The 15,279-nt window shown below is 63.6% G+C and carries 13 protein-coding genes; 5 read left to right on the forward strand and 8 right to left on the reverse strand.

What is annotated here, in order from left to right:
- The first annotated feature begins 6 nt into the window (after positions 1-6).
- Both DMB37_RS36815 and DMB37_RS36820 read left to right on the forward strand, forming a co-directional pair.
- Positions 7-1,191 carry a restriction endonuclease fold toxin gene (locus tag DMB37_RS36815; protein WP_135236643.1) on the forward strand — a complete coding sequence of 395 codons (1,185 nt, stop codon included), beginning with the start codon at positions 7-9 and terminating at the stop codon, positions 1,189-1,191.
- A gap of 17 nt (positions 1,192-1,208) precedes the next feature.
- The gene (locus tag DMB37_RS36820; protein WP_135236644.1) at positions 1,209-1,598 is read left to right on the forward strand and encodes an Imm7 family immunity protein; all 390 of its coding nucleotides are present in this window, start codon (positions 1,209-1,211) and stop codon (positions 1,596-1,598) included.
- 708 nt (positions 1,599-2,306) lie between these two features.
- Here DMB37_RS36820 and DMB37_RS36825 read toward each other — a convergent pair.
- The gene (locus DMB37_RS36825) at positions 2,307-2,810 is read right to left on the reverse strand and encodes a hypothetical protein (RefSeq protein WP_135236645.1); all 504 of its coding nucleotides are present in this window, start codon (positions 2,808-2,810) and stop codon (positions 2,307-2,309) included.
- Between the two features lie 862 nt (positions 2,811-3,672).
- Between DMB37_RS36825 and DMB37_RS36830 the strand changes: the two genes are divergently transcribed.
- Together DMB37_RS36830 and DMB37_RS36835 are read left to right on the forward strand one after the other, a co-directional pair.
- On the forward strand, positions 3,673-5,076 hold the full coding sequence (locus tag DMB37_RS36830) for an LGFP repeat-containing protein (protein ID WP_135236646.1): 1,404 nt from the start codon (positions 3,673-3,675) through the stop codon (positions 5,074-5,076).
- 76 nt (positions 5,077-5,152) lie between these two features.
- Entirely contained in the window at positions 5,153-5,446 is a 294-nt protein-coding gene (locus DMB37_RS36835) for a hypothetical protein (protein ID WP_240771835.1), read from the forward strand.
- A 588-nt stretch (positions 5,447-6,034) separates the two neighbouring features.
- Here the strand turns inward: DMB37_RS36835 and DMB37_RS36840 are convergent.
- Positions 6,035-6,628, reverse strand: a complete 594-nt coding sequence (locus tag DMB37_RS36840; protein WP_255508405.1) for a TetR/AcrR family transcriptional regulator — start codon at positions 6,626-6,628, stop codon at positions 6,035-6,037.
- A 75-nt stretch (positions 6,629-6,703) separates the two neighbouring features.
- On the opposite strand from DMB37_RS36840, the gene DMB37_RS36845 reads away from it, so the two are divergent.
- A complete protein-coding gene (locus tag DMB37_RS36845; RefSeq protein WP_135236649.1) occupies positions 6,704-8,209 on the forward strand; it encodes a serine hydrolase in 1,506 nt (501 codons plus the stop codon).
- Between the two features lie 214 nt (positions 8,210-8,423).
- On the opposite strand, the gene DMB37_RS36850 is transcribed toward DMB37_RS36845, so the two are convergent.
- The 6 genes from DMB37_RS36850 to DMB37_RS36875 form a co-directional block, all read right to left on the reverse strand.
- Positions 8,424-9,830: an FAD-dependent monooxygenase gene (locus tag DMB37_RS36850; protein ID WP_135236650.1), complete on the reverse strand. Its 1,407-nt coding sequence runs from the start codon at positions 9,828-9,830 to the stop codon at positions 8,424-8,426.
- A gap of 30 nt (positions 9,831-9,860) precedes the next feature.
- The gene (locus DMB37_RS36855; RefSeq protein ID WP_240771836.1) at positions 9,861-10,517 is read right to left on the reverse strand and encodes a response regulator transcription factor; all 657 of its coding nucleotides are present in this window, start codon (positions 10,515-10,517) and stop codon (positions 9,861-9,863) included.
- Entirely contained in the window at positions 10,492-11,658 is a 1,167-nt protein-coding gene (locus DMB37_RS36860) for a sensor histidine kinase (RefSeq protein WP_135236652.1), read from the reverse strand. Before DMB37_RS36860 ends, DMB37_RS36855 begins: the two co-directional genes overlap by 26 nt.
- Positions 11,655-12,434 (reverse strand): ABC transporter permease, encoded by a 780-nt coding sequence (locus tag DMB37_RS36865; protein ID WP_135236653.1) that lies wholly within the window; start codon positions 12,432-12,434, stop codon positions 11,655-11,657. Before DMB37_RS36865 ends, DMB37_RS36860 begins: the two co-directional genes overlap by 4 nt.
- Positions 12,431-13,375 (reverse strand): ABC transporter ATP-binding protein, encoded by a 945-nt coding sequence (locus tag DMB37_RS36870; protein WP_167769048.1) that lies wholly within the window; start codon positions 13,373-13,375, stop codon positions 12,431-12,433. The genes DMB37_RS36865 and DMB37_RS36870 overlap by 4 nt, the downstream gene beginning before the upstream one ends.
- A gap of 987 nt (positions 13,376-14,362) precedes the next feature.
- Positions 14,363-15,253 carry a DUF6777 domain-containing protein gene (locus DMB37_RS36875; protein WP_135236655.1) on the reverse strand — a complete coding sequence of 297 codons (891 nt, stop codon included), beginning with the start codon at positions 15,251-15,253 and terminating at the stop codon, positions 14,363-14,365.
- Positions 15,254-15,279: the final 26 nt, after the last annotated feature.

Raw genomic sequence — 15,279 nt, forward strand, 5'->3', positions numbered from 1 at the left:
TGTGGTGTGCTACCCGAACTGTCACCCGACTATCCCGCACGCACCACTTCCGCGCCGGTGAAACCGCCACTGGCGGAGGGGGAAACCGAAGTTGATCCGACGATCACAACCCTGCTGCTGGGGCAGGGCGCGTCCGCCGCTCAGCAATCGACAACGGAGGGCAACACCACAACGACCACCACCACCGCACACATCCCCGGCGCGGATCCGATGACCTCGACACGTTCTGCGCAGACCTTCGAAACGCCGGACGGCGGTCGCCAGGTTTACGGATACGACTCGCGTGGCGCCCTCGACGGGATCACGACCACCGATGCCGACGGCGTCACAAGGTATTACACCCAAGCGCGTGACGGCGACGGCAACATCATCCCGAACAGCTTCACCTACGCCAACAGCGACCGCGTCACCTACGGTCTGAGCACGACCTTCGACAGCAACGGCGACATCGTGACAGCCTTCGAAGAAGCCACCCTGACCATGTCCAGCTACGGTCAGAACAACGGCCGGACCGAACTCACCGACACCAACACCCTCGATGAAGGCCGCGCCCTCGCGACAACCGAAGAAGCCCAAGCGCTCGTACTCGCACCGCTGCTCGCCGAAGGATCCGTCGCCCGCGCGGGTTCCTTGCTGGGACGGTTTCTGCTCGGCGAAGGACGATCCGGTGGAGGAAAGGGCGACAAGGGAAACAACGGGAACAGCGAGCGCGGTACCGAAACAGAGGGCGGCCGCGCGGACAAGGACGGGAGCCGGCCCGAACAAGGTAGGCAGAACCGCGATGATCCAGCGAGCCGTCCATCGGGGGAGCAGGGCAACAACCCTGACCAACTTCCGAAGAGTGAGCAGTACTCCGGAGACTTGCAGAAGATCAACAGCCGCGATCCCGACGCGGACAAGCTGGCCGATCGGATCGGTGGTCAGTCACAAGTCAAGTTCGGCAATGATCCGAGCGGGCGAGAATTCGATGCGGTCAGCGACGAGTTCATCGGACAGGCGAAACCCGGCGGGCAGCAACTCGGTTCAGCATTCAGAAATCAAGGCAAAGAATCCTTTGAAGCGGCTCGAGCGACTGGCCGGAAGGTGTACTACCATTTCGACGGAGAGCCCGGCCCGGGAGTGATCGACAAACTGTACGAGTACTCGGCGCGATACGGAGTCGATGTCGTGATCGACACCACTTCGTTCTGATCAGGCAAGGAGAGTGAATGTTCGAGTACCACGGTTGGCTCACTGCCCAACATGATGTCGAGTATGACGATCAGGCTCGCAGTGCGGAAGTTTACGAGGCGGTAGAAGCTCGTCTGGCGGAGTTCGACACCGTGTCCGGACTCGTAGATCTTCGGCGAGTCAACGGCAAGATCCAGTTGCACGTCGCCGGTTACAAGAATCATCCGCAGTGGAACGTCGTCGAAGCATTCAAGGAAATCGGGACGATAGCACCGGGATCCTATGGCATGCTGTGGATTCGAAACGACGAAGACCCGGATAAATTCAACGAGTTCCAGGCGATTGTTATGAGGCGCGGCCAGGTCTCCGTGGAGCCAGACACCTTACTTTCTCCTTGCGTGCCGATTATCGAGAACGAAGACGAATAAAAAGCGGAGTATCGGAGCGGGGTGGCGGCAACACGGGATCAGCTCTGCCTTGCCGACCCCCGGAATCTCCGAATCACGACAAACACCGCAAAGGATGATCAGGCGGGACGCCGGATGTGACCACTACACACACCGGAAGCCTCGTCGTGTTCCGTGGTCGGGTCAGCTGAACTCGTCCAGGAATGAAGCCTATATCAATGCTGGTACCCTCGAGTTCTATTCGGGCGATGAGTACAGACGCAACGTTACTCGCGGAGAATTCGGAGCCAGGAGAGCTGCGGATGGAATGGACACCCGCCTGCTAACCTTGGATTGGTCTCTCAGTGAATCGTATATTCTCACGAAGCCGCCTACGGACTGAATACTAAAAAAGACTGCGTCGCCTACTCGTTGCGCCTAGCACAGGGCGCTTCTTGTTCAAGGACAACAGTGAGCGCCACAAAAACTAGGCGATCACTTATCGATACCATCTCGCTCCGACTGGACATGACGACAATAAGGACTATCGAATGATGATGGGGTGCTCATTCGAGAACAAGACACGACAAAAGGCAGGCAAATGGAACACTAGCTTATGGCATCACAATCGCGGAGTGCTACATGACTTACATCTTCCGCATTCGGTAGCTGCATCGTGTGTGCTCGGCTATTTTACGCGGAGCGCAGACGGCAGTTCCGAGATAACGTGAAATTACATGGGATGGATAGCTACCAATTGGCTTCTGCTTCGCACAACATCCCAATACTGCTGATAACCGACCCGTCAGATGTATCAATCCACACAGGCAACTCATCGATCAATTGCGCGGTCAGCAGATTCCAACCCTTACTGGGCCAATGCACAACTTCTCGGCCGATGACGAGTTGACCCTGAGTCACACCAGCCGCCCATACGGCTGCTTCCGCAAATGATGCATCCATCGATGCGCCGCCACGCGTGTCCCAGAAATCGCTCCCACCGGGGCGCCGCCATCCCAGCCCAACGGTGTAGCTACCGTCGATCGATAGTTCCCAAACCAAAACACCGCTGTCGAATCGGCCCCCGTACTGCAGGCATCGAAGGTCCCGCGAAACGGCATGTAACGCCTCCACCCAAGCTTCGGGCGGGCTAAAACCCTCAGCGTCGAGTACCGGCATAGCACCGGATTGCATCGGTATATGCCACACCAGGATGTCTGAGTCAGAAACGTTTCCAAAATCCGGCCAAACCATCAGGCCATTGTCGCATCACGGTCAGACGTGCAAGTGCCGGAGACGGGCCACTGCTGTGTGAGCTCCGGCTGCGTGCGCTCGACGGTGCGGGGGACGCCCATCTCGAAACGTTCGCTGATGCCGCGGTGCTGGATGCGGCCGTATGGGAGGCTCGCGTCGGCCGCTGTACCCGTCGCGGCCGCCAGGTTTGGTGGTGGAGGAGGATCCTGCAGATTGATCGTCGGTGGCCACGCCCGGGCGTACGCCGATTGCGAGCGCGACAGCGATGGGTTCCAATTTCCGCGGAATCTCGGGAGGTTCGTCGTATCGGCGCGAAGGCGGTTCCATTTGTCAGAGCCTCCGAGTGCAGTCGGTGTCGTCGATGCTGCCCTGGAAATCGCCCGTCGATCCGATCTGGCAAGCCGGGGTACACCATCCTCGGCTCACAGCCGGATCCGACTCGCAAGCGATTGAACGACACGTCGGAGCTGCGGCTTCAGTCGTAGTTCCGCATGAATCTCCCTGTGCCTATTGACAATTCGCTCCCCGTAGGTGAAGCTGCTGACAGCGCGATAGCTGCGCTCTAATCCCGGACCTCTCCGGAATCATCCCATCGGCAACGTGTTTCGATACCCCTTGCCGTTTGCCCGCTCGCATCGAGTCCTCGATCCATACAAGGATCGAGGACTCTTTCGTCCAATGGCCCTGCCGCGGTGCGTCGGCGCGCCACGGTCCTTTCCCCGGGCGGCCACGGATTTTGTCTACCCGCTGGCTGACGGTACGGGTCCCCGCGCGATCGATGCACCACTCGTTGAGGGCCCACCCGCAAAGCAGTCATTCGAACCTATGGCCGAATGACTGCAATCAAACAAGGAGCTGTTCCATGGCATGTCAGAGCTTTCCTCCGTCCCCTTTCCAGGTGTGCGGTGCCATCCTCGACAAATACCTGCAAACCGGCGGCCCGAATGGGTTCCTCCTCCACCCGAAAACCAATGAGCTGGCAAATCCCGACGGCTTCGGTCGGCGGTCAGAGTTCCTGGGCGGCAACATCTATTGGTCACCCGATACCGGGGCGCACCCCGTGGCGCACGAGTTCCTGACCAAGTGGGGGGAGTATGGGTACGAAGGCGGGTTCATCGGCTACCCCACCACCGACGAAATCGTGCTCTCCGATGGAGTCGGCCGCCGCCAGGAATTCCAGGGCGCAACCATCTATTGGGCGCCACTGCGCGGAGCGCACAACATCCAAGGCGCGATCCGCACGAAATGGGAAGAGTCCGGCGCTGAACGCGGCCCGCTCGGATACCCGACCAGCGACGAGGTCGTCGCTCCAGACGGTATGGGCCGCTTCAACAGATTCGACCGGGGGATGATCTATTGGTCCCCGTCCGCCGGCGCCCACAGCGTCACCGGACGGATCCTGGAAGTGTGGGCCGGCGCAGGCTACGAGAGGAGCCAGTACGGCTACCCGATCGGCGATGCGGTACCGGCTTCCGAGCCCGGCGCCGTCCTCCAGCAGTTCGAACGCGGTTCGATCTTCGTTCACAACGACTACCTGCGGGCGCTGCTCGTCCCCGCTCAAGGGTTCGCCAGCTACGACACCGGCTTGCACCCCGCCTACTGCCCGGACCCGCTCAACTCGCCGCCGACCTGCCCCGTCGACCTCAGCGACTACGACACCGTTCCCGATCCCTTCGGCACGCTGGTCCCCGCGAACCTGCAAAAGGCCGCCGTGGTCTCGTCGTACTTCTCCGCGAATGACCGCCCCAACGCCCACGAGCTATGGGAGAACTACTACAAGAACGCCGGTTCGGACTACGTGCTGAACGCCTCGATACTCGACGTGTGGACGGCCGAGGACAGGACCGCCTACAAAGATCCGAATGTGAAGCCGCCGGCAGAACGAATCAACGCCAACAAAGAGGAAGCGATCCAAGCCGCGATCGCTGAAACCAACAGAACAGGGCAACCGGCCAAGGTGATCATCAGCTCGCCATGGCTGCCGGTGGCGGGCATCAGCAACGATCACGTGCAGTCCGTCGGCCGGTACAGCCTCTGCTGCACTACTGCTGTGATCGCCCAGCCCGGCAATCCCGGCCAGCATCAGATCCAGCTGAGAACGCAGGCGCATATGTACGACGTGTACGATTTCGCTGCGGGCGATGACTACGGCAACCCCGCGCAGCAAGCTGTCCTGGTTGGTGTTGAAGGCGAAAAGCTCGGTATCGCAAAGCCGTTCCTGGTGCTTGGGTCGGCATCGGTGTGGGCATGGACTGGAGTCAGGTAAATCTAGGATGACAGCACGCGAGACACGGCAGCCGTCGCGATGGAGCGCAGGATGGGGGATAGGTGCCGGGGTGGTGGTGGCGGTACTTCTTTACATTCCCGTCACGCTCAAATCCCAACGCGCACTCGGCGTCCCGGCGCCGAACGCGACACCACGGCATCTTCGTGCCTACCCGGTCGAGATCGCCGCTTCCTACTGGGTGACCTGGGGGATTTCCCTGATCGTGCTCCTTGCTCCGGCTGCCGTGCTCGCGGTGTTCCCACGGACCCGCCGGATCGCGGTCGGGTACCTCATCACCGCCGCGGTGATCGGTGGTCTCCTGGGTGCGCTGGTGATCGGCGTAGACATTGGCGGTTTCGCACCCGACTGATCGCCGGAGATTCTCCAGTTGGCCACCTCGATACAGGCTGCAGCACGTTTAGACCGAGTACGGCGACGTCCGGGCTCGAGATCCCACCCGGCGATACCGAAATCTCAACGGGGACATGGCCAACGCCCCCTCGACGAGCCGGCCGACCGGGTCACCGTTGAACTGCACCAGCCGGGCTCGAACGGCGCTCACGCGACCCGCAACCTCTTGATGGAACTTAGGCATGGCCGGGTGATCGCAGGGAAATGTCGCCATGGGGGGAGGGCGGCTGGCGCTTGTGGAGGGTTGGAATGCGATGCGCTGCCGCGGCTGGGTTTCGTCGAGAAGTTGGCTGGCGAGCATTATCGGTGGTTGAGCACGGTCGGTGGGTGGGACTCGGCCCGAGGCGAGCCAGGTCCATCGCTGAGTCCTTCCTCGCGCGAGCTGGTTTCGGCGGTCGAACCGCGTTCTCCGCCGCAGCCGAACGGCAAGAGGTGCCGTCCGGGCCCGGGGGGTACGTGGTGATCCGCGCAGCGGGCAGAGTCCATGCCCTCGCCTAACGGCCGCCGACGCTCGCATCCCTCGAAATGCCTTGGGCGGAGAAATTATTCATTGATCGTAGTGATCGCAGCGTCCGGTGAAAACGATCGTGATCACTGGATGAAGGACATGCTTGATCGCGTCGGAGGAGTGAGCGAGTGTCGTGTCCATCGACAGCGTGTCGGCGAATCCGCGAGCGGTGGACAAGATCATGGCGGCCGCGCGGGCGCTGTCGACTTCGGGGCGCACTTCACCGCACTCCTTACCGTTTTCGATCGCGGCGGCGATCCGGCCGGCTAGGCCCGCGCTCGCGCGTTGTGCGACCTCGGCCAGTTCGGCATCGTTGAGCGCGGATATCCACAAACTGCGCTCGACTCGGTATTCGAGCGTGCGTTCCGGATCGAGAGGCAACAACTCGGCCAGGCCCGCCAGCAGCATTTCCGCGATCGGCTGTTTCGCGGCCTCGCCGTCCTGGATTCGGGTTTCAACCCGCTCAGCACTACGACGCAGGCAATCCTCGTACGAAAACCGTAGCAGCGCATCCTTGTTCGCGAAATAGTGCTGAATCAGGCCTACCGACACGCCAGCCTCTGCCGCGACCCGGGTGAACGACACCCGAGGCAGGCCCTCGGTGGCGAGCAGTCGTTGAAACGCCCGCGCCATCAGATCGCGGCGCTCGTCGTGGTCAGCGGTTCGGGGCACGTGACAACAATATACTCGTATGGTTATCTTTCCAATATGACCATACTGTTACGGTGCGTCGCCTGGCTCGCCGCGGTGCTCGTAGTGGCAGGCTGCACGGCTGCACCGGAAACTTCCGGGCGCAGCGGCGAGGCGGTGCGGCCGTACGGTGAGCTGGACCGATTCGTGCGCGACAAGATGCGCTCGGTCCGTATTCCCGGAGCCGCGTATGCGATCGTGGATCGCGACGGCATACGCCACACCGGTACCTTCGGCACCGATGGAGACGGCGCCGCCGTGAATGCCACGACCCCCTTCCTGTGGGGTTCGGTGGCCAAACCGGTGACGGCGACCCTGGTGATGATCATGGTTGCCGCCGGAGAGCTGCGACTCGATGCCTCTGTCGCCACGTATCTGCCATCCTTCCGAACCCGCGACCATGCGCGATCCGCGCGAATCACGGTGCGGCAGTTGATCAACCAGACAAGTGGACTTCCGACCAGCACTCGCCACACCGATCGGACCGACGCGCACCGCCGACCGGCAGATGTGCTGCCGGAACTAGAACAGCAGACCCTCGCCGGTGAACCCGGTGTCGCACACCGCTATTCGAGCACGAACTACTTGCTGCTCGCCGCGGTCGTGGAGGCAGTCACCGGCAAACCTTTCACCGATGTGCTGTACAGCCGGGTCCTCGACCCGCTTGCCATGCGCACCACCATCACTACACAGGCACAAGCCCAGGCCGCCGTCTCCCGCGGCCATCGCTACATCTTCGACCGCCCGGTACCCATGACGCCGCCCTTCGATCCAGCGGGCGTCGGATATGGATACCTCGGTGGAGCTCTGGCAGATCTCGCCGCTTTCGCCAGGACGAATCTCGGCGGCGGCACCGAAATCATCGATAAGGCCCAGCGGGACACGATGTTCGCGGGCGACATACCCACCAGTCCCGGCAAGAGCTATGGGCTCGGGTGGCGCCGCTGGACGGTTCCGGGCGCCGATACCCCGATGATCTGGCACGGCGGAGCAGCGCCCGGCTACTGGGCGCAGATCATCCTGCTCCCGGAGCAAGCGATCGTGCTGCTCGTCAACAGCTACGGAACACTACACGAGCCGAAGCTGCTGAACGTCGGATTCGGCTTGGCCGCACTATCTATCGGGCACGCGCCGCCGGAAATTCCTTCGGGACAGAGCTATACGGCAATACTCGGCGCGCTGGCTGCGCTGATCGTGATCCTGATCGGCCTGATCGGACACGGAATTCGACGCCTCGTACATCCGAAAACACCGGCACCGAAACGATGGCGTTCTTGCATCGCGCTCGCCGCCTGGATACTCGCACCAGGTGCGATACTCTACGGACTCGCCGCCGCTCTCCCTGCACGCATGGGCATCACACTGCCACAGCTCATGCTGTGGACGCCCGATATCGCCGGGCTGATCTACCTCACCCTTGCGGCCACCACGATGCTGCTCTTGATACGCCTCGCCCACGGCATCCGCGCGCTCCGCCCGTCGTCCGCGAGTCACATCGAGCCGTCACGGCCAGCCGAATCGTGACCTCATGAACGGCCCGTTCAACGACGCCCGTCCGCGTCGAGGCCGAAGCTGCGCCGTACCCCGGACGGGCGCACGGATCGTCATCGCGCCACAAAGCGACCCCACGACTCGCTCAGGATTCGGCACAATCGTGAGGCCGCAAGATGGTGCGGGCTGCTCCCGGGTGCGGGCGGATGCTGGGGTCCTGCGAAGTCGTACCCGAGAGGGGTTTCGCTTAGGCCAGATACCCGTCTGGGCGAACCAGGATGCGGCTGCCGGGTCGGGCAGCGTAGTTGCCGAAGGCGTGGCCTTCGGCGTCGATGACGTACTGATTCGGGACGGCGGGCTGCTGATCGGCGGGGAGCACCGACCAGGTGTGGGTGCCGGGATCGGTGTCGGCCGGTGTCGGGCAGTCGAAGCACAGCAGGGTGGCGTGCGGTCCGCGGAACAGGTCGAACAGCCGGGCCGGGTGACCGGCGGTGTCGAGGATGGGTGCGTCGGGCGCGCGGTCGCCGGAGACGAGGGGCCCAGTGTCGGCGGGGTCGCGGTAGCTGACGTCGAGTTGATGGGTGTGCTCGCGGCGGTGTGCGTTCTCGTCGCCTTCGGTGTGCTTGCGCATCAATTCGGTGCTGAGACCGAGAACATCGGCGGCGACCTTTCGGCGTTCGCTCTCGTAGCTGTCGAGCAACTCTGATGACCCGTCGGCAAGTTTCCAGCCGAGGTTGTAGGCGTCCTGGATACCGGTATTGAGCCCTTGCCCGCCAGTGGGTGGATGCACGTGGGCGGCGTCGCCTGCGAGGAAGACTCGGCCCACACGATAGCGGCGAGCCAAGCGCACGTTCGGTCGCCAGACCGTCGACCAGCGCAGGTCGGTGAGCCGGATATCGGTTCGGGCCGAATACTTCTCGAGGTACTGCTGCAGCAGCTCGAGGTCGGGTTCGACCGGAGAGGTCATCGGCATGCCGAACTGGAAGTAGGGGCCACCGGGCAAGGGCGATAGGGCGATCCCTTCTTGTGGGTTGTCAGCGGTGAACCAGTAGCCGTACTGATGGTCGAGAGCGTCGGCGCGGACGTCGCCGATCATCAGGCGAACCGAGTCGTCGGTGGTGCCGTCGAACTCGATGCGCAGCGATTTGCGGACGATGCTGGCGGCGCCGTCCGCGCCGACCAGATAGTGGGCCCGCACGGTTTCTGTGCCGCCGTCGCGGGCCAATGTCGCAGTCACTCTGTCCGGGTCTTGGTCGAATTCGACCAGTTCGGTGCCGAATTCGACCCGGATCCGATAATCGGTCAGGCGGTGACGCAGGATCTCTTCGGTTTGCGACTGACCCAGCACCTGCGGATTCGGGTACGGCACAGCGGAAGTGGGCTTTCTCGGGGCGGTCATTTGCACTTCACGGACTAGTTCGCTGCCGGTGAACATTCGGAAAACCGGTTGTCCGCAACCCTGGGTGAGAACCTCGCTGAGGACGCCTAGGTCGTCGAATACTTCGAGGGTGCGGGGCTGGACACCGTCACCGCGCGAACCGGTGAAGGGGCGCGGTGCTTTGTCGATGATCCGGACGGCGAGTCCACGGCGGGCGAGATCGATGGCGAGGGTCAAGCCGGTGGGTCCGGCTCCAACGATGAGGGTGTGGTGCACGGTAATCTCCTGTGCTGCGGGCAAGCGCGGTCAGTGCGGTCCGGCCAGCCCCGTCTCATGGGCGAAGATCGCGGCCTGGGTGCGGTCACGCAGGTGCAGTTTCGCGAGGATGCGACCGACATGGGTTTTCACGGTTTCTTCTGCGATGACAAGGCTTTCAGCGATCTCGGCGTTGGATAGTCCTCGCGCGAGAAGTTCGAGTACTTGGGTTTCGCGTTCGGTGAGTAGCCGCAGGCGCGCGTTGTCCGGGCGCGCTCGGCCACCGAGGCGGGCGAACTCGCCGAGCAACCGGCGAGTGACCGAGGGCGCGAGCATCGCGTCACCGCGGGCGACGGTGCGGATGCCGTCGGCGAGGGCCTGGGCCGGTGTGTCCTTGAGCAGAAACCCGCTCGCTCCGGCGCGCAGCGCGCGAAAGACGTACTCGTCCAGGTCGTAGGTCGTCAGCATGATCACCCTGGTCGGTATCCCGGAGGCGATAATGTGCGCGGCAGCCGCCAGACCGTCGACGCGGGGCATCCGCACATCCATCAGCACCACGTCGGGGAGCAGTTCCCCGGCAAGCTGCTGTGCGGAGGCGCCATCGGCGGCCGCCCCGACCACCTCGATTCCCGGTTCGGCGGCGAGCAGCACCGCGAGCCCGTCGCGCACCAACGCTTGATCATCAGCGATCAGTACCCGGATCGTCACGGGGGCTCCTTCCATCGAGGGGTAGGCGTGCGTGGACGTGGTAGCCGCCTTCGGGTGTGGGACCCGCGTCGAAGGAACCGTTCAACATAGCCACTCGCTCACGCATGCCGATCAAGCCTTGGCCCGCACCGTGTGTGACCGGTCCCGCGCTGCCACCGGGGGCATTGCGGATGTCGAGTGTGAGTTCGGTTTCGCGATAGCACAATTCGACAGTTATGGCGGCAGTAGGTGCGTGCCGTAAGGCGTTGCTCAGAGCTTCTTGGACGATCCGGTAAGCCGAGACCGCCATACCAGGCGGCAGGTCTCGCGCCGTACCGTGCAATGTCAGCGTCACCGATCGGCCCGCGGCACGCACTCCGTCGACGAGTTCGTTCACGTCGTCGAGGCACGGCTGAGGGTGAGTCGGGGCGTCGCTGTCGGCTCGCAGGACACCGAGGATCCGGCGCATCTCGCCGAGCGCCGCGGCCGCGCTCGACTGGATCGCCTCGAGGCCGGCGAGCAGCTCAGGTGAGGGATCAGCGACACGGTGCTGGGCGGCCCCGGCCTGGATCGCGACGACCGACATGTGGTGGGCGACAACGTCGTGCAGTTCGCGGGCGATGCGGGTGCGTTCCTCGAGCACGGCGTTGCGCTCGCGCTGGCGCTCTGATTCCGCGCTCTGCGCGAGCGCGTCGCGCCGGGACTGGAACAGTGCCCGTATCGCGGACCCGGCTACCAGCACCAGTCCGGTGAGGAGTACCGATTCCACCGCGTCGGTGAGGCGTGTATGCGGCATCGTCAGGGCCAGAACGAGACTCAGCGCGGTGGTGGCTGCCCAGGCCGCGACGGCCGAGCGCCACGACACGCGCAGGGCGAGGATGCCAAGCACCACCAGGTAGCTGTTGAACATCGCGTCGACCCATAGCGATTCGCGCACCACGACCGAAGCACACCCCACCGCGGTGAGACTCGCCGCCCAGCCGATGCGCGGAAGCCGGATCTGCAGCACGATCGCGAGCGCCTGGATCAGTGCGAATCCGGTTGAAGGCCGGGCACCGAGGGTGGTGTCGGAGAGCAGCGTGTGATCGACGACAACGAATACGAACACGCTGGTCGCTAGCAAGGCTGGTAGCCGCCACTGCTGCCTCATCCGGATGTTCACATGTCCTCGCGTTCGAAGGTCCTGCGTGCCAGGAGTAACACACCAGCGGTCCCGGCGAGCACGACCCCCAGCCGCGGCCACCCGCCGAGGGATCCCATGAGTTCGGCTGCGCCATCCGAACTCTGCGACAACTTGGCGACGACCGCACTGGGCGCGGCAACTGTCACCCATTTGTGCAGGTCACCGAATGCCTGTGCCGAGGACAACTGTGGCAGCACCACGTGCGCGGCGACGACGGCAACCGCGCCCACCGAACTGCGCAGCGCCACACCGGCACCCACCCCCAGCAGCGCTACCGCCGGAAAGCAACCGAAGATGCCCAGCAAGCCCGGAAGAGGTTCACCTGCTTCGTATTTCCCAGCAGTGATACTGCCCAGCCCGACCGCGTACGCCGAGGTCGTGGTAACCACTCCGACCACAATCCCGATCGTCCCCACCGCGACCATTTTCGCCACCAGGACGATCCCCCGCTGCGGTGTCGCGGCCAAGACCGGCCGAATGGTCCCGGAGGAGAACTCCGTGGTGACCACCAGCGCACCCCACGAAGCGATCACGGCGAGTGACAGGGTGAGCCCGGTCAGGGCGCCACCGAGCACCGTATCGCCGGTTTCCATGCTGTCGGTCAGCCCCACGAACAGTGCCGTCACCGGACCGAGCACGACCGCAGCCACCGGCAGCAGCCACAGCGATCGTGCTGACCGCACCTTGATCAGCTCGGAGCGGATCTGGTCACCGAGGCTCACCCGCTCCGCCGGCACAGCGGTGGAGGTGCTCACGCCGCATCACCTTTCATGTGCTTGAAGGCCCGATGCTTTGCCGGTCGCGTATCGCGGTGACCGAACTGCTGATGTTCGGCGACCAAGCGGGTATAAACGTCTTCCACCGAGGCATGGATCGGCGTCAACTCATCCAGCACTATTCCGTGCGCGGCGGCCAACCGGCCGATCTCGCGCGATCGCAGGCCGCGCACCGTGCCGGTGTCGCCATGAATCTCGATCGGCCGGCCCAGCGACTCAGCCAAGGTGGCCAGCTCAGCGCTGCGGACGCGCACCACCGGGTCGGCCCTGCGCTCGACGAACTCGGTCAGCGGCTCATCCGCGAGCAGCCGACCCGCGCCGAGCACGATCAGATGATCGGCGACCAGCTGTGTCTCGCTCATCAGATGGCTGGAAAGCAACACCGTGCGGCCCTCGTCCGCCATCGATCGCAGCATCCCGCGTATCCAGCGGATGCCCTCGGTGTCCAAGCCGTTGACCGGTTCGTCCAGCACCAGGATCGCGGGGTCACCCAGCAGCGCCACCGCGATGCCGAGCCGTTGCAGCATGCCGAGGGAGAAACCTTTCACACGCTGGCCCGCAACATCGGTGAGACCGACCGAAGCCAGTACCTCCTCCACTCGGCGACGCGGGATACGGTTACTCACCGCGAGGAACGATAGATGTGCCGCAGCCGTCCGGGATCGCAGGACATCACCGGAATCCAATAGCGCGCCGACGGTATGCAGCGGTCGCACCAGTTCGCGGTATCGGCGCCCGAGCACTGTGACCTGCCCGCGCGAAGGGGCGTCGAGACCGAGGATCAGCCGCATGGTCGTCGACTTGCCCGACCCGTTCGGGCCGAGGAAACCGGTCACACGGCCGGATTCGACGGTGAAGCTCAGATCTTCCACGGCATGTGTCCGGCCGTAGTGCTTTGTCAGGGCTTGCGCTTGGATCACTCTCCGACGGTAAGCGCGGGCGCCTGGGCGCCACATCCCGCCGCGGAGTGGTCTTTTCAGGTAGCTCTCGCGAGGGACACCCCGTTGTGCCGCCGCGACACAGGGGGAGGAAGCGACCGGCTACGGTGAACAAATGCCCGATGCCCGACGCCGCTCGCCCCAGCAGCAACGCACGTGTTGCAGAAGATCGCCGGGCACGCGGACAGCCGGACGACAGAGAAGTACTTGCACCCCGATCATCGAGAGCTGACCGACGCCGGGGACAGGCTGTCCAAGCATCTGCGGTCCCGTTCTGGTCCCGCTCTGCGGGTGGTGTGGCAATGACGAAACCCCTCCGACCGAGGTCAGGAGGGGTTTCTCTCTGTCGGGCTGACAGGATTTGAACCTGCGACCACCTGACCCCCAGTCCAGAATTGATACCCGATAAGGCCATTTCGTGCGCGAAACGCTCGATATACCCGCGCGCAGAACGAGTATATCCGCTGGTTACGGACGTTGCGGGCGGAACGGGTGGTCCACAATTGGTCCACGGTGGGGGCCGAATTCGACACTGTTGGTCCACGATTGGTCCACAAATGTTCTGGCCGGGGGCGTGCTCAGGAAGCTTGTGAGGATGAGTAGTCCGGGTGCTTTCAGAGATCCTCAGCCACGCGGCCTGCTGAGGTCGTCAGTGCTGATACGAGGTACCGATGGTAAGGAGACCGCTGTCTATCAGCTGGGCTTCTGGACGCTATGGGTATCGTCCGCGCCCAGCAATCAGGCCGTGGCCGGATCTCTGCAGACGTCGTTGCTGCGTACCGCGCAGCGCAGGCGGCTCCGCACGAGGCGGCATCATCTCGGAGCAAGCCAGCTGTTCCGCATTTCGTCGAACACGCCAAGAAGCGTGCGAAGAAGGCCGCCAAGACCCGCTCCTAAAGGGGCTGCCCGCTGCCCGGACACAGCCGAGCTGCCGATCATCGGTAACGATCGCGAAGTCCGCGCAGGCGACTATTGCGGCCGCAGAATCATGGTGGAACCGGGGCGGATGCTGACAGCCGTTCCGTCGAAGCGGAACTTCGACACCCCGACCGGCGAAATATGTCCTTGCCCGCGCCAGGTGGCTGCAATCCCTCCTCCGGAGACGCAGGTGAGTGACGCGTCCTGGTTCGGCCTGCCGTCCAGATAGCAGTCCCAACCTATGTAATCGGTTGTTTTGAAACGGAATCCATCTCCGTCAGGCACAAGCGTGCCGATCGCGGCGCTGTCATCGGACTCGATCACCCAGGTGCCGCTCGTATCGAAGCCAGACGGAGCGACAGAAGTCGGTCCGGGTGCAGGAGGTGATTGCGGCGTCGACGGTCCGCTGGAGTTAGTCGGCGGTGTCTGGTCGCGGTCGGCGTTGCCTGTTGTGCCGCACGGCCTTTCGAACCTGACGCCAGAGCCGATAGGGAAAAGGGCGAAGAATGCCAGTTCGATATCGGCGGGCCGGACGGCGAATACCTTGGCCGGATCGAAAGCCGTCCAGGTGTCTCCGAGGAAGTGCGGCGTGGCGTTCTGGACGAGGTGGGGCAGTGTCAGGGGCGTGCCGCTGATGGAACGGATACGGGGTACCCCGCGCACGTCGACCAATACTGCGGTGCCGGCCTGCAACACAGCTTGGCGGCTCACCGGCCTTCCCTGCTGCAGCAGGTAGTAGGTGACCCGAAGATCGAACCGCAGGACAACCGGCGTGAGCTCGCGCAGATAGTCGGTCAGTTGGTCCGTGCTCAACGACTTTTTCCCGCGCCACTGGAACTGATCGTCGGAATTCAGCGCCTGCACAGCTGCTTGGGCTGCCGTCTGATCGGATTGGAAATGAGCGACGGTCTGCTCTCGCCGATCGACTGGATCGTGGGGCACGCCGGCTCGGTGACCAGTCCGGTCAG

It is taken from the genome of Nocardia sp. CS682 (assembly GCF_004634405.1).
Lineage (GTDB): Bacteria > Actinomycetota > Actinomycetes > Mycobacteriales > Mycobacteriaceae > Nocardia > Nocardia ninae.